The organism is Bacteroides celer (genome assembly GCF_002632415.2).
In the GTDB taxonomy this organism is placed as follows: domain Bacteria; phylum Bacteroidota; class Bacteroidia; order Bacteroidales; family Bacteroidaceae; genus Bacteroides.
Window position 1 is genome coordinate 5788951 of the sequence record NZ_CP178209.1, and the last position, 22578, is coordinate 5811528.

Here is a 22578-nt window from a genome sequence, read left to right on the forward strand (position 1 = left end):
ATCAATTTGGCGAGTGACTGTATTATGCCTTATATATACGTGTATACGCATTATGCCAAAACGACAGTGCTATTGCCTATTATACATAGTCTGTATTTGGGGAATTACCGAAGTAATCATTTCAACACTTCAAAAAGTGAATTATTTAGAGAGCAATCATCATGATTTCGGAATCACAGGAACGTTTGGAAATCCAGGACCATTAGGCGGATTATTAGCAGTATGCTGGATAGTATCTATTTTTTTCATTTATGAAAACATACAAAACAAGCATCGTATATTAACATTATCATTTTGCATGATAGCCTGTTTTATTTTATATGGTTTACTATTATCTGGTTCACGCGCCGGGTGGACAGCTGCATTGGTAGGAAGCATGATATTCCTATGGCAATGGTTAAAAAGAAAACATACAATCAAAGTCAAACCAACTCTTTTGAAATCAGGTTTTCTGCTTATCATCACCGTTTTTATCATATCAATCTACTTTATAAGAAGAGATTCGGCAGATGGCCGATTGCTAATATGGTATAACACAATAAAGATGATAGAAGATTATCCTCTATTCGGTATTGGGACCGGAGGATGGCAAGCTAATTACATGCTTTACCAAGCTGAATATTTCTTACAAGCTACAAATTCTCCATACACATTATTAGCTGACAACATTTTTTATACATACAACGAATTTTTATATATAACAGCAGAACAGGGAATAGTTGGATTAGTTGTTGTTTCATGGTTGTTTTATGCATTATTTAGTTATAAAGAAAAGAATAATACTGACCATTGTCTGAAATCCGCCTTAACCACTTTCCTAGTCTTCTCTTTTTTTTCTTATCCTGGCCAGGTTTTTCCATTAGAAATATTATTCATCAGCATAATAGGAATGATGAAAAGCAAAACCATAAAAGTGTTTACAATATCTATTTTAGCAAAATACATCGTTAGAAGTATAGCCTCCATCTCTATTATATGTATATCAATCTGGTCCTATCATATTTACCATAAAACTTTTACCACAATTATCAGGATAGTGGATAAAAATAAAATATCCGAAGAAGCCCATTCTCAACTATCCACATTATACCCATTATTTTGTTATAATCCACAGTTAATGTACATCTACTCAAAAAGTAGTTTGGAAGATTATCCTTTAAATACAAAACCACAAATATTACAAACAGCTGCCCGAATTGCTCCTAATAGTGAACTATATATCAAGATGGGAGATTTTTGGAAACAAAAAAGAGATTACGCTCAAGCTGAAGCATGCTATCAAACGGCTGCTGCCATGATTCCACATCATATCACTCCTTCGTACAAATTATTCCAGCTTTATATAGACAAAGGAAATATAAATGCAGCCATCGACATGGGAAATTATCTTTTAAAACAACCGATAAAGAAAAAAGGAACAAAAGCTTTACGAATGGAAGCTGAAATTTTAGAGTTTCTTCATAAAGAAAAGAATATAAAGAAAACACAATAAGTATCTACCACAGTACAAGTCAGCTATCACACATCTGCCATCTGTAACCCATTAGATTACTGAAGAAAGTCTATAAGCAGACTTTGGCTTCCTTGATAGAGACCGCAATATCTAATATTGGGAACTAAATTTTTTTCCTTGAAATTGTCTTTTTGCACAAATCTTTTCTTTTAATATCCCGCATACATTTTATAGAGTTTATCAAAATAATCTCTTGAAATATTACTATTCTTTCCGGCCATATTTTTGTAGTAATATAACATTCCTTGGTAATAAGCCTTATAGTCAAACAGTCCTTGATTATTAAATGGATAGTTCTGTATCGTTCCATCCCCCTGAATGAATCTATATGACGTACGCATCGGATTAGCTTGGAGGGCTATAAAATATTTACCGAAAATATCATAATAAGAATACTTACTGGATTGATTTTGTTTTCGCGGTTGCTTATTTACCCCAAATGAATAAATCGTTCGTACTGCGCTTTCTCCTTGCATCGCAGCGATCCATTTTGTTCGAGCGATAGCTTCTGTTACAATACTATCAGTTTCCGCGTCCGGACTGTTTGAAATTTCTATATGACTAGTCGTACCATCCTTTTCTATAACAAACGAGCCATTCAGAACCATTTTTTTATCAACTATAACATCACACATAATATTTTTCAAGAAATTACCCTCTTCATTGTATTTTGCCTTTATTTCTGGATTAAAAACGATCATATCCGGATCAGTTGGTTTGCTTCTTGTATTACAAAAAACATCATCACGATACACTATTAATGGCAAAAGCATTCCATCATTATCGGTTTTTATAATAATCTTATCACATATAGTAACATCAATTGGAGTTGTTCTATCAGCAATGGCCGGTTCCCATTTAGGAGATTTTTTTAATAAATCCTCTATCGCACATTTTACAATATCATTCTTACACTGTAATATAGATATATTATTTACCTTTCCTTTTTTAGTTATTGTATACTGAAAAAGTAATGTATCTGAATAACATTTCAGTGTTGATGGTATTTGAATATTGTTGTGTATCCATTGAACAAACTTGTCCCTGCTATTAAAAGGACTCGTAGGAATATTCGATAAACGCGGTGGAATATGCATAGTTACTTGTTGTATTTGTTCCCGTTTATCTTCAGGAATATATTGATGAAAATCAATTAGCATATATTTATATATATCTTTAGGTTGACTTCCATTATATCGACATCGAGGAGCTTTACTTATGACATCCATAATTTCTTTCTCAAAAGCAGGATTTAATGTATTCAGTATGCTTGTTATGAAAACTTTTCCATCCCAAGATGCACTAATACAAACTTGTTCAATGCCAGCTATTCCATATTTGTACGCTTCTTGAGGAAATTGAATATTACTTAAAATCCATGATGGCATCTCGTCAAGAGTCATTAAAGATTCTTTGGTACTTCCTGCATTTATCTGAGCAGAAGTATATACATTAAAAAATACAGCAATGAAAAGGCTAATAATTTTATTCATAATATTGTTCTTTCTATAAGATGTTTTGTTTATTGCACAATGTAAAGATAGTGATAAAATAAAAAAACGTATACATAGAAAAATACACTAACGTGGTAAAATTATACATATTTCATCGACCAAAGCCTTTTTTTCGAAGCTACTTTTTCCTCAAATATTCATAACCGAAGCGACAGTACAGACACTTTCGCTTATCACAGTACTCTTTTTGCAACTGTATCAATGCCTGACTATCCGCCGCACTGACAACCGGAAGCCCGGCATCGCTCCACGAGCGGATAATATGATTACTCTCCGCCTTCAATTCTTCCAGAAAACGTCCGGCACGTTCACACATTCGTTCATCTGCCTTATGCAGACCGTATGTATAAAGAAAAGGAACCACTGTATTAATGATAATCAAATCCTTGGAACGCTCTCCCATCGTCTTCTCCTTTTGTGAAGACGGTCGCCCGAATAAATAATGATTTTCCCAATAGGGAGACGTACGGGCATCCAGTAAGTTTCTCACATCCACCAGAGTTTCCGCTTCCAACAAACGTGAAAACAACTTATCCCCTTTCTGATAGAGATAAGCTAATTGCGCCAAGCGAATATGCGGAAAGTTTTCCGGACGAAGCCGTAGAAAACGCCATAACGTAGCGTCCATCCCCTGCCTGATTTCAAACTTCCGCTGCAAATAACGGAACTCCTTACAAAGACGGAGACTATACTCGTCTTCCTGTTCCTTTTTCAGAAACGTTTCTTCCAACAATCCCGCCAAACCATAGAAAAAAGCCTCTATCTGAAACAAATCATTCCGGTGCTTATCCATCGCACGAAACGGCAACAGTCCCGCCCACGTTTCAAAAGCATCTCCGTTCAAGCCAAAACCGAAATTACGGGCAAGGGTGATAAAGAATGCATCTTCCCAATTACTGTTACAATGTTTGAGACGCTGTGTGATTAATTGCGCTTTCTGCTCCAAACGTTCCGTTTGCAAAGCGGTCAGCCAAGAATGAATGGTAAGTTTGGGAAGAGAGGCAAGGATGGGATGGCAAGCCGGATACTGATCGGCTACACAAAGTTCGTGGTAATGTAATTGCACATTGTCCGGACAGGTAAGTAATAGTTGCGGTATCTGTTCACCGTTGGTACGGGTTATTTCCGTATCTGCTTCACTCACTACATGGAGAATCACAGAGTCGTATGCTTTGTCAGAATGATGTCCGTGGCGAAACCAGTCGGAAGAATGTGTATGTATTTCTATATTCCCTACCCATAAGGCACCATCAATCTTTAGTTTCGCGTTAAAAAAGTCGGGACCGGCGTTGGGATTTTGCAGACCGGAGTCAATCACTTCTACCGGTAAGCCGTTGGTGGTTTGCAGTACTTTCAGGGGAAATAATTTATGCTTCCACACGTAGTGGAGAAGATGTTCCATGTTAACAAGACGTTAATGTGCGCTGCAAATGTAATAAAAATCTTATCTTTGCGACTATTATTTTGAATATAAGTCAGAAAACAATGAAAATAGCACTGATCGGTTACGGAAAGATGGGCAAAGAGATAGAAAAGGTTGCCCGTAGTCGCGGACATGAAATCGTCTGCATCATTGACATCAATAATCAGGATGACTTCGAATCGGAAGCATTCAAATCGGCCGATGTGGCCATTGAGTTTACCAATCCGATGGTAGCTTACAGCAATTATATGAAAGCATTCAAAGCCGATGTGAAACTGGTATCGGGCAGTACCGGATGGATGGCCGAGCATGGCGAAGAAATCAAAAAGCTCTGCACTGAAGGAGGCAAAACACTGTTCTGGTCGTCCAACTTCAGTCTGGGAGTCAGCATTTTCTCTGCTGTCAACAAGTATCTGGCTAAAATCATGAATCAGTTCCCTGCTTATGATGTCACCATGAGCGAGACACATCATATCCACAAACTGGATGCTCCCAGCGGAACAGCCATTACATTGGCGGAAGGTATTCTGGAAAAGCTGGACCGTAAGGACAAATGGGTGAAAGGCACTTTCCTTGCACCGGACGGAACCATTAGCGGAACCAACGATTGCGCCCCTAATGAACTTCCTATCGCCTCTATCCGCGAAGGAGAAGTGTTCGGCCTTCATACCATTCGCTATGAATCTGATGTAGACAGCATAACTATCACGCATGATGCCAAAAGTCGTGGTGGATTTGTATTGGGAGCCGTACTGGCAGCCGAATATACTGCCACACACGAAGGTTTTTTGGGCATGAGTGATTTATTCCCATTCTTGAACGACTAAGATTTCAGAAGCTAGTTCTAAACAAATATAACATTATGAGACAAGCCACACGCGCACAATGGATCAAATGTGCCATTGCTATTCTACTTTACCTCGTCTTCCTCCTCTGGGTACGGAGTTGGTGGGGATTGATTGTTGTTCCTTTCATTTTCGATATTTATATCACAAAGAAAATACCTTGGTCTTTTTGGAAGAAGTCGAAGAATCCGGCTGTCCGCAGTGTGATGAGTTGGGTGGATGCCATCGTATTTGCGTTGGTTGCCGTCTACTTCGTCAATATCTACATCTTCCAGAATTACCAGATTCCTTCCTCTTCGCTGGAAAAATCATTGCTGGTAGGCGATTTCCTGTATGTAAGCAAGATGAGCTACGGTCCCCGCGTACCGAACACTCCCCTTTCTATGCCGTTGGCACAACATACGCTGCCTGTATTCAATACTAAATCGTATATTGAGTGGCCACAATGGAAATACAAACGGGTACCGGGCTTCGGCAAAGTGAAGCTGAATGACATTGTGGTTTTCAACTTCCCGGCAGGAGATACGGTGGCAGTGAACTACCAACAGACAACGGACTTCTATACGCTGGCTTATGGTGAAGGACAACGCATCTACTCCAAACAGATTGAAATGGATAGCCTGACACGTTCACAGCAACGTGCAATCTATGACCTCTACTATGACGCCGGACGTAAACAGATTCTAAACAATCCGCGTACTTACGGTGAAGTACTGTGGCGTCCGGTAGACCGTCGCGAGAATTATGTGAAACGTTGTGTCGGCTTGCCCGGTGATACATTGCAAATTGTAGACGGACAGGTGATGATTGACGGTAAGGCGATTGAGAACCCCGAAAACCTGCAATTCAACTACTTCGTACAGACTACCGGCCCGTACATTCCGGAAGATATGCTCCGCGAATTAGGCATCAGCAAGGATGACACCATGCTGATAGAAGACTCTGGCTGGGAAGGCGGATTATTGGATATGGGACTGGACAACCGGAATGCGCAAGGCAAACTGAATCCGGTATATCATCTTCCATTGACTAAAAAGATGTATGACACTCTCCTTGGCAATAAAAAGCTAATCAGCAAAATAGTAATGGAACCGGAAGAATACGCCGGACAGATGTATCCGCTGAACCTTTATACCAAATGGAACCGCAACAATTACGGTCCGATCTGGATTCCTGCCAAAGGAGCTACCATTACCCTCACAGAAGACAACCTGCCTATCTATGAGCGTTGCATCGTAGCCTACGAAGGCAACAAGCTGGAAGTGAAACCGGACGGTATCTACATCAACGGTGAAAAGACCAATGAATATACCTTCAAAATGGATTATTACTGGATGATGGGTGACAACCGTCACAACTCTGCCGACTCCCGTTATTGGGGTTTTGTACCCGAAGATCACGTAGTGGGCAAGCCGATTGTCGTATGGCTGTCGCTTGACAAAGACCGTGGATGGTTTGACGGTAAGATTCGCTGGAACCGCCTCTTCAAGTGGGTAGACTGATAAGTGTACGGATAGAATAGAGTGATAAGGTGATAAATATTGATGAACATTCGTAAATTCAAATGGATACTAGCATTTGCCGGAGCAGTAGTCGTAGTGCTTCTGCTCCGGGGATTTGCTTTTACGTCCTGCCTTATCCCTTCCACCGGTATGGAAAACTCCATTTTCCAGGGTGAACGTATCTTAGTGAACAAATGGAGTTACGGATTGCGAGTTCCTTTCATGTCGCTCTTTTCTTATCATCGTTGGTGCGAAAGTCCTGTACGGCAACAAGATATTGTAGTGTTCAATAATCCGGCTGGAATCCGGGAACCTATCATCGACCGCCGGGAAATCTATATCAGCCGTTGCCTCGGAGTTCCGGGAGATACATTATTGGTCGATTCTCTTTTCTCCGTTATTTCTCCAGAGGCACAATTCAATCCGGATAAGAAAAGGCTTTATTCGTACCCCGCGTCAAAAGAAAATCTGATTACCTCACTCATGCATACTCTTTCCATCACCAACGACGGATTGATGGGAAGTAATGACAGTACTCATGTGCGTAGTTTCAGCCGTTACGAATATTATTTGTTGGAACAGGCAATGAATGGGAAAGAGAGTTTTGTCCAACCTTTGTCAAACAGGGAAGATGCCGAACCGAATCCGCTGATTGTTCCCGGAAAAGGGAAATTTATCCGGGTCTATCCCTGGAACATAACCTTACTGCGGAATACCCTCGTGATGCACGAAGGCAAACAGGCAGAAATAAAGAACGACACTCTCTACGTAGACGGCAAACCTACACAACACTGTTATTTCACTAAAGATTACTATTGGATGGGGTCTAACAATACCGTCAACTTTTCCGACTCACGGCTCTTCGGGTTTGTCCCGCAAGACCATATCATCGGGAAAGCCTCCATCATTTGTTTCTCCAAAGAAAAAGAGACAGGCTTGTTTGACGGATACCGATGGAACCGTTTCTTCAGAACGGTGAAATAATCTTCCGGAACATAAAAGAAATAACTCCTTAATAATATCCTTAATTAATATCCTTATTATAGAGCCCCCTAAACGTATTAAAATGAAAGAAATGAAAATAGCTTATTTATCTTCAGCTTATCTCGCTCCCGTCGAATATTACACCAAACTTCTGGCTTATGACAAAGTGTTTGTAGAACAACACGACCATTATATCAAACAAACCTATCGTAACCGGTGCACCATTGCCGGCCCGTCCGGCGAATTAGCCCTTTCTATCCCAACCGTAAAACCCGACACATTGAAGTGTCCGATGAAGGATATCCGCATTTCCGACCACGGCAACTGGAGACATCTGCACTGGAACGCCATCGAATCAGCCTACAACAGTACTCCTTTCTTTGAATATTACAAGGACGACTTCCGTCCCTTCTACGAAAAGAAATACGAGTTTTTAATCGATTTCAACGAAGAACTATGCCGGATGGTCTGTGAATTGATAGATATTCACCCCACTATGGAGCGTACTAGCGAATATAAGATGGAGTTTGCTCCCGGAGAATTCGATTTTCGGGAAGTTATTCATCCCAAAAAAGATTTCCGAGAAGTGGATACAGAGTTTATTCCGCAACCTTACTATCAGGTTTTCGAGCCCAAACTGGGTTTTCTACCTAATTTGAGTATCATAGACTTGTTGTTCAATATGGGACCGGAAAGTCTGTTGACATTAGGTAAACGATAACCTCACTTTTCTATTAGAATGTAAAAAGACTATATAGCATCGCGCTCCAAAAGACGGAGAAAGATATTTACCGCTTCAATCTATCATTATCTATACATCAACTTTCTGATACAAGGAATGTATATGTTCTACGGAAATAGGTACATGCATTAAATGTCAAATTCTCTACAACTAACACGGCTCTTTCATTTAAAAGAAAGAGCCGTGAAGTTTACAGCAATAAGCTTAAGACAGAACCTTCTAAAGCCTACTTGTAACTATAAGATTCATTTTGAAGGTTCACCGGTTTCACCTTTAGCTGAATGACTATAAATCAAAACCTTATGGTGAAAGAGGATGCAAAATACAGAAAGAGCCATCCTTCACCTCCTTCACAAAGATAAAAAGCCGAAGGATAAATGACAAGATAGCACTGTAGAGATGCTTACATCATATAGATTAATGGGTGTATACATCCAATTTGTTGGGTATATAGATCCAATGTATTGGCCATATAGATCTAACGCGTTGGATATATAGATCCTGCGTCTTGGGTATATATATCCAACAACTCAAGTATTAATAACCTAGATACAAAGTATTAATAGCCTATGACTCAAGTATTAATACTTAAAACAACACGATATACAAATGGGTGGAAGTCTTATCAAAAGAAACCCTACAAGATTAAAACATAAAGCTAAATCCTTTATCGTGAAAGTCTTTATATTTTTGAATCTCCAGAGACAGTGATTTTTTCAATTGCACTGCCATGAAATCCAAAAAAGGCTGGCTGGTTTCATCATCTTGTGCTTGTTGTAAAGAAAGGATATAATCTGCCCTATCCTCCTTAAAAATCTTAACGGGAAAAAGATGATAGCAGAATTGAATGTAGTTCATCAATAAACGAGCTGCTCTCCCGTTGCCATCCACCCAAGGATGAATAGTCACTAAATTGAGGTGAGCATTAAAACTTAGTTCGTATTGTTCACGAAATGTTTCCACACTCTTTTGCCGCTCCTGCAGCAGGAAGCAAAGCTCCTCTACTTTAGCAGATACTTTTTGATAACCCATATAAGAACGCCCACCTACACCAGCCGTAACACCACACAAACGAAACTCTCCTCTGGAAGAATCGAAAGAGCCGCCTATTGTATTATGTATCCCCCCTGTTGTCCGCATCAAAGTAGCATTTAACTTCTGCAAGAAAGCAGGAATTATTGCAGTATTACATTGCGCTTCCTCTTTGGCAAACTCGTATGCTTTCTTCAGGTCCTCATTCATCAGATGATATACCAACGGCTTTCCTTTAGCTGTTACACCTTCATCAAAAAGAAGCTGTGCATCCATTTCGGTTAGTGTAGAACCTTCAATGGCTGTAGAATGGGTAATAAGAGAATAGAGGTAGTACTTCTCATAGTTCACCGACTGACTGATACCGAGTTGCTGAAACTCCATATACAGTTCCTCTATTTCCTGCCAAATACCCTTTTCCATCATAGGTTACCTTGATTGTTATTTTTCCCAAAATTACTTATGATACAACACTTTACCAAGCGAAACGACTATTTTCTTACTATTTTTTGCAAACACAGAGAAAATGTAGGTAATAAAAAAACACTAAGTCGATTTGTTACAACCACTTAGCATTTTGCGAATACCCAAACTTGCCGCCATCTCCTTAAAAGAATCTCTAACCAAGCATCAACCTATTTCAATTCAAACAGCACACCTTTCACATCTCTGGATGCATTACCGATGATTGCCTCAAACTCGTACACCATTGAGCAAGATTAATAAAGCTATTTCGCAATTAGTTTCAAACCTTGAAACAAAGTGTTTCAAGCCTTGAAACAATTCTTGAAACTAATCGCTACTGGTGAAGAGATGGTGAAGTTGTTGCCCTTCACCCGTAAACTCCTTATTCATCGAGGAAACAGAGAAAAGATGAAAGGGGAGTTGAAAAGGTGGGAAATAGATATCCAGTGGGAAAAATTATTCGATTCTGTAATGATTCAGTACTATACCCCAATAAGCTATATGATAATCAGCATTAAATAAATGTGGCATATATGCCACATTTATTTAATTATATATATCTTTGCAATGCATTAAAAATTAATTTATTAAAAGATGGGGGGCAACATCTATAAATTCTGCAAAAATACAAATGAATAGTTATGACATTAAGAGCATTAAAGATCTACGTGAATACATGAATCAAAGTGAAGAGTATCCTACAGATATTCAAGACATTATTCAAAAATACAAATGGGTAGATTTTAATGGATACAACAAACATCCTGAATATATCTGTACAGATGGAGATTATTTGTTAATAAGAAGTGAAAAAGGTGTAGAAATATGCAGTCTTCTTGAGAACGATCTCATAGAAAAAATCCTTGAAGAAATCATGCAGAGCACTGATATTAGGAATTCTGATTGTGAGTTACGGATATTTGATCAATTAAGAAGATTACAACTCCATAGTAACCGTAGACGATTGGGAGAACGAATTGAAAAACTTCGTACAATGAAAGGTTTGAAACAGAATGAATTAGCTGAAGCATCCGGGATTGATCGTACCAATGTTGCTAAAATAGAGAATGGACGTTATAATGCAAGTTTCGACATTTTATCTAAAATAGCTAAAGCATTGGGGTGTGAAATAGATTTAGTTACCGAAGAAGAATGTGATATTTTGGAGAACATTAGACAACAGAAAGTTGCTAAAGCTGCATTTACATATTATGATGCAGAAAATCAGAATGTCAAAGTATTTGGTGATTGGGCAGTGAATGAGTGTGGTGATATTATCAACTATAAGATGTATTATCCACTTTACAACTATACGCTTACTCCATACGGATATGATGAAGAACAAAGTTTATCCTATTGGTATAATCATATTAGCGAAAAATATGATTATGATATAGAACATTTTACCAAAGCATTTCGGTATGCAATGACGGTTATAAAGGAAAATGCAGAAAAAGGAATTTATATAACTAACTTAAAAAAATTTATTGCTAACAATAAAGATCGTGACGATATGGTAGGCGATTTATGTAGTGATTTGATGAGAGATAAAGAATTCAAGAGTTTGCATACAGAGGATGAACAACAAGAGTTTATCATGATCGTTGGAAATATCCATGAACACATACAAGATGCTATCATACAATTATTTAAAGAATATTCTGGAGAAGAAGTAGTATTTGAGGAAGAGGAAGAAGAGGAGGAAGAATGGATATAATCGCTTCAAATCAGGTAAGCACCCGATACGGAACATGCAAATCGTCCACAGTTTGTGGACAAATTCGATTTTATCCTTTTCTCATCGAACTTAAAGCTACTTTTTCCTATATGGGAAGATAATACAAATTAAGGATGAATGGTAGTAAGTTCTATCCTGACTATAAACAAAGAAGGCGGCTCCTGTACCCGGAACCGCCTTCATCTCCTAAAAAAAGATCTCTAACCAAACATCTACCTATTTCAACTCAAACGGTACAGTACCTTTAATATCCCTGGATGAACTACCGATCATTGCCTCAAACTTGCCCGGTTCGGCCACCCATTCGTGTTTGGCATCATCGAAGAAGCTCAATGCTTTCTTATCAATCGTCAGCGTTACCGTTTTCTCTTCTCCCGGAGCCAGTTTCACTTTTTGGAAACCTTTCAACTCTTTTACCGGACGAGGGAGAGAGGATTTCTTATCACTGATATAAAGCTGAACAACCTCCTGACCTTCACGAGTGCCTGTATTCTTCACATTGACTGTGAAAGAAATGGTATCATCTGCTGTCATTGTTTTCTTGTCAGCCGAGGGTTTTCCATAGGCGAAAGTAGTGTAGCTCAATCCGTGTCCAAACGGGAACAACGGTTTGATTTTCTCTTTATCCGCCCAGCGATAACCTACGAAAATATCTTCCCGATAGATTTCATTAATGGTGTCCCCTCTATGTTTAGACTGTGCCAGTTCTTCTTTATTACCCGGATATTCGCCCAGTTTATGAGCACCTACATCTTCCAGTTTTGCGGGGAAAGTGAAAGGAAGTTTTCCTGAAGGATTAGCGTCTCCCACCAATACGGAAGCAAGAGCTGTTCCGGCTTCCGAACCTAGAAACCAACCCTGAACAATAGCAGGCACTTCATTCACCCAAGGCATAGCCACTGCATTGCCGGAGATATTGACAACAATCAGGTTTTTATTCACCTTTGCCAGTTCGCTTATCACTCTATCCTGCGCGTAAGGCAAACCTAAAGAAGCACGGTCCGAATCTTCACAATCCTGATGATTGCTCTTGTTCAAGCCACCGAAGAAGATAACATAGTCGGCATCTTTAGCCACTTGCAAAGCCTCTGCGAGCAGTTCATCTTCCGAACGGTTGTCCTTCAAATCCTGACCGGTTTTCACACCGTTATACTCTCCTGTCGGATCGCCTACATACCCACGGGCATATACCACTTCCGCTTTTGAGCCCACACGGCTTTTCAGTCCATCCAACGGAGAAATCTCATATTTCACTTTCAAAGAAGAACTACCACCGCCCACAGTCATCATCTTTATCGCATTTTCACCGATCACTGCGATTTTCTTCGTTTTATTCAAATCGATAGGCAATACGTTACCGTTGTTCTGCAACAATACAATACCTTCTTCTCCAATCTGACGTCCGGCTTGTCCGTGCTCGGGAGAACCTAAAGAGCCGAACGGTTTGTGCGGATCCATTGAAGTACGGAATATCAGACGAAGGACATTGCTAACCTTTTCGTCCAGTTCCTTTGTTCCTACTTTACCCTCTTTTATCAGTTTCAGGTAAGGGAAAGCAAGGTAATAATTATCATACGCATTTCTCGTTCCGGCAGACAGTCCGTTCGTCCAGGAACCAAATTCCAAGTCCATACCATTGTGAATAGCCTGTTCGGTGTTGTGCACACCTCCCCAGTCGGACACTACAACGCCATCAAAACCCCATTCATCACGAAGAATATCTTTAAGCAGACGTTTGTTGTGACAAGCGTGCTGTCCCTGATAAAGATTATAAGAGCCCATAATCGACCATGTTCCACCTTCCTGAACAGCCGCTTTAAAAGCAGGCAGGTATATTTCATAAAGAGCACGATCACTCAATTGCACATTAGTGGTATGACGGTTGAACTCCTGATTGTTCAATGCATAATGCTTCACACAGGCAGCTACCCCGTTCTCTTGTACACCTTTGATGTAAGGAACCACCATAGTGGCGGATAGATACGGGTCTTCTCCCATATACTCGAAGTTACGTCCGTTCAAGGGAGTACGGTAGATATTCACACCGGGACCCAACAAGATGTCTTTCTTGCGATAACGCGCCTCTTCACCGATACTTTTCCCATAAAGATGCGACATTTCGGGATTCCATGTAGCAGCAAGACACGTCAGTGCCGGATAGGCAATACAAGAGTCGTTTGTCCATCCCGCCTGATCCCATTCATCCCACAACACTTCCGGACGGATACCGTGAGGACCGTCGGTAGCCCATACTTCGGGGATTCCGAGGCGGGGAACGCCTGCCGAACTAAATTTAGACTGTGCATGAATCATCTTCACCTTTTCTTCAAGGGTCATCCGGTTCAATGTATCTTTCACTCGCTCTTCAATAGGCTTACCGGTATCCAGATACACGGGCTTCTGCGCAAAGGCAGGCAACGCAGTCATCACAGACAAGCCAAGTAACATTGTTTTGAGTTTCATGTTTATTGATGATATAAGAAATGAATTAATACTTTATTTATATAGACTCCCAAACAGGGGATATTTCCTAGTTGCGGACGGGTTTATTAATGTTTTTTACATTATTCCGACCAAAGATGAATCCTGAAAGGGTACAATTCATCATACCCTTTCAGGATAGGTTCAATAAAAATCCGGCATCAATCTTCAGATCAATTTATTTTCTCAACCTTCAGATCAGCATTTGCATTACCATTCGTTACATCAATGGTAAATCGATAGACAGCTCCTTCTTCAAATGCTTTATTATCCTGCATTTCCAAATTTCCAGAATCTGCAAGTTTAAGCTGTTCCACTAAAATAGAGTTTGCATAATTGCCGAATTCTCCTCCCCAATCATTTTGATGGAAGAACTTAAAACTAATCACTTCCGGGTCACCACTAGTCTTCAACGTTTCCCCAGCTTTCAAGGTTAGCTGATACTTTTTAGGAGCAACTTGCGCCAGACAGAGCGCTTTACCTGGCTCCCAACCTACTTCGGAAGACGCAACAGAAGGCTTACCGATTCCTTTCCCGATAGCCCAGATTGCACCCGTTCCGTCATCTTGCAATTTGGCCGGTTTACCATCTTTCAAAGCCATTACAGAAAAATACTTCAAAACAGCATTAGCTGTCACCCGATAATCTCCGTTAATCGGCAGGAACTTCAATGCACCATCACTTTGTTTCTCAAAGAAATCAGGATCGATCCACCATTCATTCAAATTATCAATGCCCGTGACAGTTATCATTTGTCCTTGTGTAAACACCTGTTCCGACTTATATATATCAGTATCTGTCACCTCCATCTTATCATTACCAAAGAAAATATCCGATGCAGGTAAATCTACCTTCCCTACTTTCTCCACTGTCAACACAGCCTTGGTATTGCCTTTCGTCACATCAACTGTAAACCTGTAAATACCTCCTCTTTCGAACTTCTGACCTTCTTCCAGTCCCAAGTTTCCGTCCGATGAGATTTTAACCAATTCACTCGTTGTAGAAATAGCATCACCCTTAAACTCGCCGTTGTCCCATTTATTGATATGGAAGAACTTAAAGTTAATATCATCCACTTTCATGGTAACGCCAGCTATAAATGTCAGTTGATACTTCTTCGCAGTAAGCTGTGGCATACACAGACCGTTTTCCGGAGTCCACCCTACTTCAGAAAGTGCCACCGACGGTTTACCGATTCCTGTTCCAATAGCCCAAATAGCACCTGTTCCATCATCCTGCAACTTGGCAGCCTCACCATTCTTCAAAGCAATGACAGAGAAATACTTCATTTTACCATTGGCTGTTATTTGGTAACTTCCGTCAATCGGCAGGAATTTCAATGTTCCATCTTCCTGCTTTTCAAAATAATCCTGGTCTATCCACCAATTATCATAATCAGGCACCCCTTCAAACGCTAGAATGTCATTCTTCTTCAAAGTCAACTTGATTGCATAGATATCATTCTCTACCAATTCCATATCTTCACCGTTCACCTTTAACTTGGCAAATGGTTCTGCCTCGTAAGTCAACGTATTAAACTTGATAGCATAATTTCCCGGTTCCGTATTAGAAAATGAGATAGCATTAGTAGAACCGGCTTCAATCGTTCCATTCTCCCAGCCGAAGGTCAGTTCGTTCCCATTCTCTCCCACTTTCGGAGTCTTGATATACGCTTTCATCTTTTGCGAGAAGTCTCCTGTCACACTATACTTGTACATGGATTGACGTTCCATCCGGTACTCTTTTCCTTCCTCATCCACTAATGTCAGATAGGGGAAGTCCGGTCGTGCCAGAGCGAGTTCTTTCGTCATTTCTGTGGTAGTAAAATGAATGTTCTGAAGAATATATTTCAAAGTTGCCTTTCCATTAGGAATATTAGCATAATAAGGAACAAAGATTTTACCAGTATAGTCATTTCCGCTTGTCTTTGTACGGATGACCGTTTCAGACACTTGTTCTTCTCCATAAAAAAGCTGTGCTTTCAACGTAGAAAGAGGCACATCCACATCCGAGGCTTTAATCGTAAACGGAAGACTGTCACCAAAAAGAGCATCTGCATTCTCTGCTTTGATTTCCATACTCGGATTACCGGGCAAGAATTCGTCATCATTACAGGAATTCATGGATAACATTCCTGCCAAAGCCAATATAATATAACTGTTTTTTTTCATTGTCTTGATCGTTTTAAAGTTCTTATTCCGACTTTGCCCAACGATAGGAAGTCACAGATTTGCCCGGAACATCATAAGCAAAATGACGCTTACCATCACTTAAGGTTATCTTTTTAGTCTTTTCATTATTATTCATCAGTACAAAAGCGTATGTTCCATCCGGATTCTCGAAAGCAGAATACATGATATTGCTATCAGCATAGCCGGATGCACCGATACGTACCGCTCCCGGTTTCACCACACTTGAGAGATGGGCGATGATATAATAATGTGAGTTGCGGATAATTGTCTTATAGTCGCTATTACTGATATCCACCGCTCCGTAGCAAGTCTGGCAACCGCCTTCACGGTTAGGAGCACGGTCATTATCAAGCATCAGGTTCCACACTATAACTCCCCTACACCAGTTGTTGATCGTACCCAATGCTACTTCTTTCATATCTTCCAGCAATCGTTTCGACAAATCACGTCCGCTATTCCATGTTCCGATAGAAGTCTCCGTGAAAAGAAGTTCCTTTTCAGGATAGGCTTTATGTATATTTAAAAGCTCTTCGCGATTCCCGCCATAGTTGTGATAAGCAGCTCCGGCCAGGTATTGGGAAGCAGCTGCGTCCTCATACATCTTACCGGGGTAGTTCTTTTCTGTTGCAATATCACTATAATCATAGTTATGATCGTATGCATAAATTTTCGTAGCCAGTCCGGCTGCCTTGAATTTAGGTCCGAGTGCTGTTTTCACAAAGTCCCTCTGTTCTTCCCAACTCATATAAAGTGAAGCGGAATTACCACGGTTCAACGGTTCGTTCTGGGGAGTTACAGCATAAATATCAATGCCTTCGGCGTTGAATGCTTGTACCCATTTCACAAAATAAGTGGCATAGTCCTGATAATAGGCTGGATTCAGTTGACCGTTTGTCCATGAATCCAGCGGAGTAAGATCTGTGAGACTCTTTACTTTCATCCATTTTGGACAAGTCCAAGGGGCGGCAATGACTTTAATAGAAGGATTGATGCTCAAAATCTCTTTCAGAATCGGAAGGATATAGTCTTTCTCTTCACTTTGCAAAGCAAAATGTTCAATACCTTTCGTATCACAGCAGGTATATTCGCTCAATGAAAAGTCGGAGCAGCCGATAGAGATACGGATATAGCTAAATCCGAAGCCTTTGTCGTCAGAGAATGTTTCCGTAAGGAAGGCGTGACGATCTTCCGGTTTCATTTGCAGAAGATTAAAACAAGTGGCGCCTGTGATAGCAGCTCCGAAGCCGTCCATTGTCTGATATTGTTCAGTTGGGTTCAATGTGATTGAAGTAGGTGCCAAATTATCTTTCGAGCTGAAATTAACGGCATCACGGGTCAAATCGCGAGTCAGGCTGCTAGTGGTCGCATAAATAGTCACATCTCCGGTCGGAACAGGTGTAACCGGTTTCTCCGCATCGTCACTGTTGCTGCATGCAGCTAATATGGTGAAGCATCCTAAAAAGGTCAATGCTATATTTCTCATGTCTATCATAATCTTAAGTTTTCTATGTTTTTAGTTGAATTAATAACCCGGATTCTGGTGAATCTTATCATTCGCGTCGATTACCGACTGCGGAATTGGCAAACGATAAGAGTTCTTATCAAAAGTGTAAATCTGCGCTTTGCGTCCTGAATCCTTAGCATACACTGCATTCATCACCTCTTCTACCTTGTCCAGACGGACCAGATCAAACCATCGTTGTCCCTCAAAAGCCAGTTCTAACCGACGTTCTTTAAGCAAAGCATTCAGCAGGACGTTTTTGTTTGAACGGACAGAGGTGGGAAGTGCTCCCAATTTGGCACGATCGCGCACTTCATCTATTATATCGGCGGCTCCTTCCAAATCCGGCGTATCCTGCATAATCAGCGCTTCTGCTTTCAGCAACAGGACATCGGCATAACGGTACTTGATGATACTGCTGTTGGCAGAGCGGCATTTATACATGAACGGATAATTATCAGACGGATAATAGTTGCTCCAATTACAATCGTAATAGACTATTGATTCTTTGAAACGGACTTCATCCCCTTCCTGTTTGAAAGCACTAATCAGGTCACGTGACGGAGTCACCCATTTCGCCCACGTGAAATTGTTATTCCAGTTCACGAGATCACGCCCGAACATCCATGTACACCAGTTACCTGCTCCGGATGTAAATTGTGCTTCAAGAATCGATTCTTTTGTATTACGCATCTTTGCATCTGTTCCCGCAGCATTCATTCCAAACAAATCACTGAAATCATCTACCAGATCAAAACCGTCTGCTTTCACCTCATCACAATATTGGATAACTTTCGTATAATCACGCAAAGGTTTCTCGGCATATATTTTAGCCAATAAGGTACGAGCTACAGATTTAGAAAACAACGTCTTATTCCCCGGCGTATTGTCCGGAGCATACAATACTGCATCCAACAAATCCTTTTCAATCTGCTGATAAGCTTCAAGTTCCGTATTTTGTTTGGGGAAATATTGTGGATATACCTCATCAATGTTTTCAGAAGTAATATCATCAGCCACCGTTGTAATCACAGGGAAATCACCCCACAGACGTACCATGTCGAACATTACCATGGCACGGAATATCTTCGCTTCTGCTTTGTATTGCGCCCGTTCGGCAGTAGTCAACGAATTATCTGTCACCAGGTCAATGTTACAAATGAGTTTATTGGCACGGGCCACATCCTCCAAATAACGGTTCCAGTCACGTTCCAACACAGAATTGGAACCTTCAATAGAGTTATTCTCAAACGGAACAACTTCCGCTCCGGTAGTACCGGCATAAGCATTATCCGAATGGGAGTCTGAAATCAAAAGTAAATCCACATACCAATGTTCCTGACGGTCACGCATTTGATTATAAAGTGTTGTCAGATGACTTTCAACTGCAGCTTTATCCTTGAATACGATTTTTGTACCATCACTTGTCACTCCCTCCGTCACATCCGAATAGGTGTCTAATGGCTCATAATTCAGCGAGCAGGAAGAAAGTCCCAATAGCAAGCCGGAGGTTAATCCGTAAAATATAGTTCTTAGTTTCATAATCTTTCCTTTCATTAGAATTCAACATTAATACCAAACACGTATGATCTGCAATGCGGGTAAGTACCCCAATCGATACCTTGTACCGTACCGCTGTTACCCCATTGGTTTACTTCCGGGTCCATTCCCGAATAGCTGGTCCATGTCAGCAGGTTAGTAGCCGTGAAGTAAGGCTGCAAACGGGTAATTCCCCATTTCTTCAATAGTTTACCTTTAACGTTGTAGGACAAGGAAACATCCTTCAATCTTAGATAACTGCCATCTTCTACAAAATAGGTAGAATTGAGTAATTTGAAATTAGCCTTAGGCACGTCTGTTATCTGTCCGGGTATTTTCCAACGATTCAATACACGGGCCGACTGATTCTTACCATCATACATACCTTCCGTTTCAATACGTGAAGCATTATAAATATCGTTTCCATAAGAACCTTGGATAAAGATACTCAAGTTAAAGCCTTTCCATGAAAAGGTATTAGTCATACCATAGGTGAAATCCGGATTCGGATCACCGATATAGGTACGGTCGGAAGATGATATTTTACCGTCATTGTTCAAATCACGATACATCAATTCACCGGTTTCAGGATCTACCCCATCACTTATATAACCGTAGAAACCTCCCAAAGCACGGCCCGGCTCATTACGTACCACATAGTCATTCACCACATCCGCAGTTTTAGCATCGTAATAAACTTTCTGTAATTCCAGTTTTGTCAATTTATTCCGGTTAAAAGAGATATTGAAGTCTGTATCCCATGTAAATGCTCCTCCACGAAGATTTTTCGAACTAATAGAAAGCTCAAAACCCTTATTTACCATTTCACCCTCGTTACGGGCAATAGACGTAGCGGCTGCGGCACCGGCAGGTAATGATACATTCATCAACATGTTTTTGGTCTTCTTATAATAATAGTCGGCATTAAACGTCAACCGTCCATTCAATATGGTCAGATCCAGACCTATATTGGTCTGTGTCGTGGTTTCCCATGTTAAATCAGATGTACGCAAGTTGGCCTGGCTAATGGTAGGAACAGCATTTGCATAATCAGTAGAATCACCTTCGCCGCCTTTCTTAAACCATTCGATACGACCGATATTGTAACGCTGCAAATATGCATAGTCACCAATACCCGACTGGTTACCGGTTTGTCCCCAGCCACCGCGCAATTTTAAATCGTCAATCCATGTCAGGTTCTCCATGAACTTTTCCGAAGAAATACGCCAGGCTGCAGAGAATGAAGGAAATACGCCCCAACGATGATCGGGATGCAATTTAGAAGAACCATCGGCACGAAGATTAGCCGTTACCAGGTATTTACTGTCGAAGTTATAAGCTACACGTCCGAAGAATGACATAATTCCCCATTGAGATGCACCTGTACCTGTATTATCCCAAGATATTTTATTGGCAGCATTCAATGTTTGAATCTGATCGCTACGATAGTGTGAACCGTTGATCCAGCTATTTGAATAGTCTGAATCCGTCCATGACGAACCGGCCATTACTTCCAAGCCATGTTTCTTGAAGTTTTTATTATAAGTCAATACATTATCAAATGTCAGCACTGTGTTCATATTCCGATTGTCCGAAGCCTCACCATACTGATTGCGGCCCCAAGCAGTAGAAATCGGATCAAGAAAAGTGGTATTAACGGCGTTGCGACGGTCAAGAGTAAGAGTAGACTTAAACTTCAGTTCCGGAAATGGAGTCAGCAATATATTACCCGATGCCAACAAGCGGTTTTCTTTGTCTTTGTTATTTTTCGCGCGGGCCATATTTTCTAATGGATTTGTGATATTACCCACTCCATAGAAGTTATTGTAATACTGATTAGGGTTCAAAGCATCCCACACCGGCGCATAAGTCGGTGTATTGATAACAGCCAGAATAACACCACCCCGATTCGAGCCTGTTCCCATTGCTCCGCCTCCATTGCTTGTATAATCTGAATAAGAGATATTAGCACTTACTGTCAGCCATTTACGAACCTGATTTTCCAGATTTACCCGGAAATTGTAACGCTTGTAATAAGAGATGTCCAACACTCCCTGTTCTTTGAGATAACCCGCAGAAAGGTAATATTTCATTTTCTCATTACCATTGGATACAGCTACCTGATAATTTTGAGTCTTTCCGGTCGTATACGTTTCATCAAACCAGTCGGTGCGATCGGGTAATCCGTCCGGCAAAGACACTAGTCCGATTTCATCCTGCAATTCTTTATATTGTGCTGCATTCAGGGATTCTACTTTATCGGCTACTTTGTTCAGACCGAACTGGGCTGTCAAAGAAACTTTGGCATTACCGGCTGCACCGGCCTTCGTAGTAATTAGAATGACTCCGTTAGCAGCACGCGAACCGTAGATAGATGCCGATGAAGCATCTTTCAATATCTGCATACTCTCAATATCATTCGGAGAAAGGAACTTGATATTGTCTACGGGCACTCCATCTACTACATACAGCGGATCATTACTACCATTCATTGAAGTAGTACCACGAACACGGATAGACATTTCACCGCCCGGCGTACCGTTAGGCTGAATCACCGAGACACCGGCTGCCTTACCTTGAATGGCCTGTCCTGCCGAAACGATAGGCCGCATATCCAAATCCTTGGTAGATACGGAAGAGATAGCGGTAGTCACATCTTTCCGTTTCACCGAACCATAACCGATGACCACCACTTCATCAAGCACTTCATTATCTTCCTGAAGTGTGATCTTCATCTGTTGGGCTGCCTTTACCTCCTGCGACTTATAACCCACATAAGAGAATATCAAAATGGCGTTTTGCTTAACGTTTAATGTGAAGTTGCCATCTAAATCGGTTATTGCTCCGTTAGACGTACCTTTCTCTTGTACACTAACACCGATTAGCGGTTCTTTTTGAGCATCCAGGACCTGACCGGATGCAGTAATTTGCTGTGCGGATGCACTCAAAGATAAAAACATTGCCAAGATAGCAAAGAAAATCTTGCGACTCCCCGAAAGGATTTTTCGCCTGTTTTTTTTCATGCGTACTAAGTTTTAAAGTTAATAATAAGACGCTCGTCAGCAATGGGCTACTCTCATTACTTTCGAAGCACAGGTCAAAAGTAT

Annotated in this window: 15 protein-coding genes; 7 read left to right on the plus strand and 8 right to left on the minus strand. The window is 40.7% G+C overall.

Annotation, left to right across the window (positions count from 1 at the left end):
• Window positions 1-136: 136 nt before the first annotated feature.
• Window positions 137-1492: an O-antigen ligase family protein gene (locus CJF29_RS23030; protein ID WP_225483861.1), complete on the plus strand. Its 1356-nt coding sequence runs from the start codon at window positions 137-139 to the stop codon at window positions 1490-1492.
• Between the two features lie 170 nt (window positions 1493-1662).
• Here CJF29_RS23030 and CJF29_RS23035 read toward each other — a convergent pair whose 3' ends face one another.
• A complete protein-coding gene (locus tag CJF29_RS23035) occupies window positions 1663-3006 on the minus strand; it encodes an energy transducer TonB (RefSeq protein WP_004310334.1) in 1344 nt (447 codons plus the stop codon).
• A gap of 139 nt (window positions 3007-3145) precedes the next feature.
• The gene (locus tag CJF29_RS23040) at window positions 3146-4429 is read right to left on the minus strand and encodes a DUF2851 family protein (RefSeq protein WP_004310333.1); all 1284 of its coding nucleotides are present in this window, start codon (window positions 4427-4429) and stop codon (window positions 3146-3148) included.
• A gap of 83 nt (window positions 4430-4512) precedes the next feature.
• Here CJF29_RS23040 and dapB point away from each other — a divergent pair, with 83 nt between their 5' ends.
• The 4 genes from dapB to CJF29_RS23060 all read left to right on the plus strand — a co-directional run bounded on the left by dapB (window position 4513) and on the right by CJF29_RS23060 (window position 8502).
• Entirely contained in the window at window positions 4513-5277 is a 765-nt protein-coding gene (gene dapB / locus CJF29_RS23045; protein ID WP_004313836.1) for a 4-hydroxy-tetrahydrodipicolinate reductase, read from the plus strand.
• A 35-nt stretch (window positions 5278-5312) separates the two neighbouring features.
• Complete coding sequence (gene lepB / locus CJF29_RS23050; protein WP_004307501.1) at window positions 5313-6797, plus strand: signal peptidase I; 1485 nt, start codon at window positions 5313-5315, stop codon at window positions 6795-6797.
• A 42-nt stretch (window positions 6798-6839) separates the two neighbouring features.
• Window positions 6840-7781: a signal peptidase I gene (gene lepB, locus CJF29_RS23055; RefSeq protein ID WP_099146080.1), complete on the plus strand. Its 942-nt coding sequence runs from the start codon at window positions 6840-6842 to the stop codon at window positions 7779-7781.
• An 82-nt stretch (window positions 7782-7863) separates the two neighbouring features.
• Window positions 7864-8502: a WbqC family protein gene (locus tag CJF29_RS23060; RefSeq protein WP_099146081.1), complete on the plus strand. Its 639-nt coding sequence runs from the start codon at window positions 7864-7866 to the stop codon at window positions 8500-8502.
• Between the two features lie 666 nt (window positions 8503-9168).
• Here CJF29_RS23060 and CJF29_RS23065 read toward each other — a convergent pair.
• On the minus strand, window positions 9169-9978 hold the full coding sequence (locus CJF29_RS23065) for a Fic family protein (RefSeq protein WP_099146106.1): 810 nt from the start codon (window positions 9976-9978) through the stop codon (window positions 9169-9171).
• Between the two features lie 351 nt (window positions 9979-10329).
• On the opposite strand from CJF29_RS23065, the gene CJF29_RS23070 reads away from it, so the two are divergent.
• Both CJF29_RS23070 and CJF29_RS23075 read left to right on the plus strand, forming a co-directional pair.
• The gene (locus tag CJF29_RS23070) at window positions 10330-10542 is read left to right on the plus strand and encodes a hypothetical protein (protein ID WP_234131693.1); all 213 of its coding nucleotides are present in this window, start codon (window positions 10330-10332) and stop codon (window positions 10540-10542) included.
• Window positions 10543-10651: 109 nt separating this feature from the next.
• Window positions 10652-11737, plus strand: a complete 1086-nt coding sequence (locus tag CJF29_RS23075; protein WP_176553104.1) for a helix-turn-helix domain-containing protein — start codon at window positions 10652-10654, stop codon at window positions 11735-11737.
• A 237-nt stretch (window positions 11738-11974) separates the two neighbouring features.
• Here the strand turns inward: CJF29_RS23075 and CJF29_RS23080 are convergent, their stop codons facing one another.
• The 5 genes from CJF29_RS23080 to CJF29_RS23100 form a co-directional block, all read right to left on the minus strand.
• A complete protein-coding gene (locus CJF29_RS23080) occupies window positions 11975-14221 on the minus strand; it encodes a glycoside hydrolase family 3 C-terminal domain-containing protein (protein ID WP_176553105.1) in 2247 nt (748 codons plus the stop codon).
• Between the two features lie 191 nt (window positions 14222-14412).
• Window positions 14413-16410 carry a DUF5125 domain-containing protein gene (locus CJF29_RS23085; protein ID WP_099146083.1) on the minus strand — a complete coding sequence of 666 codons (1998 nt, stop codon included), beginning with the start codon at window positions 16408-16410 and terminating at the stop codon, window positions 14413-14415.
• A gap of 22 nt (window positions 16411-16432) precedes the next feature.
• A complete protein-coding gene (locus CJF29_RS23090) occupies window positions 16433-17923 on the minus strand; it encodes a glycoside hydrolase family 30 protein (protein WP_009040968.1) in 1491 nt (496 codons plus the stop codon).
• Between the two features lie 30 nt (window positions 17924-17953).
• Complete coding sequence (locus tag CJF29_RS23095; protein WP_008023874.1) at window positions 17954-19489, minus strand: RagB/SusD family nutrient uptake outer membrane protein; 1536 nt, start codon at window positions 19487-19489, stop codon at window positions 17954-17956.
• The gene (locus tag CJF29_RS23100) at window positions 19489-22494 is read right to left on the minus strand and encodes a SusC/RagA family TonB-linked outer membrane protein (RefSeq protein WP_099146084.1); all 3006 of its coding nucleotides are present in this window, start codon (window positions 22492-22494) and stop codon (window positions 19489-19491) included. The genes CJF29_RS23095 and CJF29_RS23100 overlap by 1 nt, the downstream gene beginning before the upstream one ends.
• Window positions 22495-22578: the final 84 nt, after the last annotated feature.

Bases quoted from the DNA above. Each gene is read 5' to 3' on its own strand.
- lepB (WP_004307501.1), top strand. From the start codon at position 5,313: ATGAGACAAGCCACACGCGCACAATGGATCAAATGTGCCATTGCTATT.
- CJF29_RS23080 (WP_176553105.1), bottom strand. From the start codon at position 14,221: ATGAAACTCAAAACAATGTTACTTGGCTTGTCTGTGATGACTGCGTTG.
- CJF29_RS23065 (WP_099146106.1), bottom strand. From the start codon at position 9,978: ATGGAAAAGGGTATTTGGCAGGAAATAGAGGAACTGTATATGGAGTTT.
- lepB (WP_099146080.1), top strand. From the start codon at position 6,840: ATGAACATTCGTAAATTCAAATGGATACTAGCATTTGCCGGAGCAGTA.
- CJF29_RS23075 (WP_176553104.1), top strand. From the start codon at position 10,652: ATGAATAGTTATGACATTAAGAGCATTAAAGATCTACGTGAATACATG.
- CJF29_RS23035 (WP_004310334.1), bottom strand. From the start codon at position 3,006: ATGAATAAAATTATTAGCCTTTTCATTGCTGTATTTTTTAATGTATAT.
- CJF29_RS23040 (WP_004310333.1), bottom strand. From the start codon at position 4,429: ATGGAACATCTTCTCCACTACGTGTGGAAGCATAAATTATTTCCCCTG.
- CJF29_RS23100 (WP_099146084.1), bottom strand. From the start codon at position 22,494: ATGAAAAAAAACAGGCGAAAAATCCTTTCGGGGAGTCGCAAGATTTTC.
- CJF29_RS23095 (WP_008023874.1), bottom strand. From the start codon at position 19,489: ATGAAAGGAAAGATTATGAAACTAAGAACTATATTTTACGGATTAACC.
- dapB (WP_004313836.1), top strand. From the start codon at position 4,513: ATGAAAATAGCACTGATCGGTTACGGAAAGATGGGCAAAGAGATAGAA.
- CJF29_RS23090 (WP_009040968.1), bottom strand. From the start codon at position 17,923: ATGATAGACATGAGAAATATAGCATTGACCTTTTTAGGATGCTTCACC.
- CJF29_RS23060 (WP_099146081.1), top strand. From the start codon at position 7,864: ATGAAAGAAATGAAAATAGCTTATTTATCTTCAGCTTATCTCGCTCCC.
- CJF29_RS23085 (WP_099146083.1), bottom strand. From the start codon at position 16,410: ATGAAAAAAAACAGTTATATTATATTGGCTTTGGCAGGAATGTTATCC.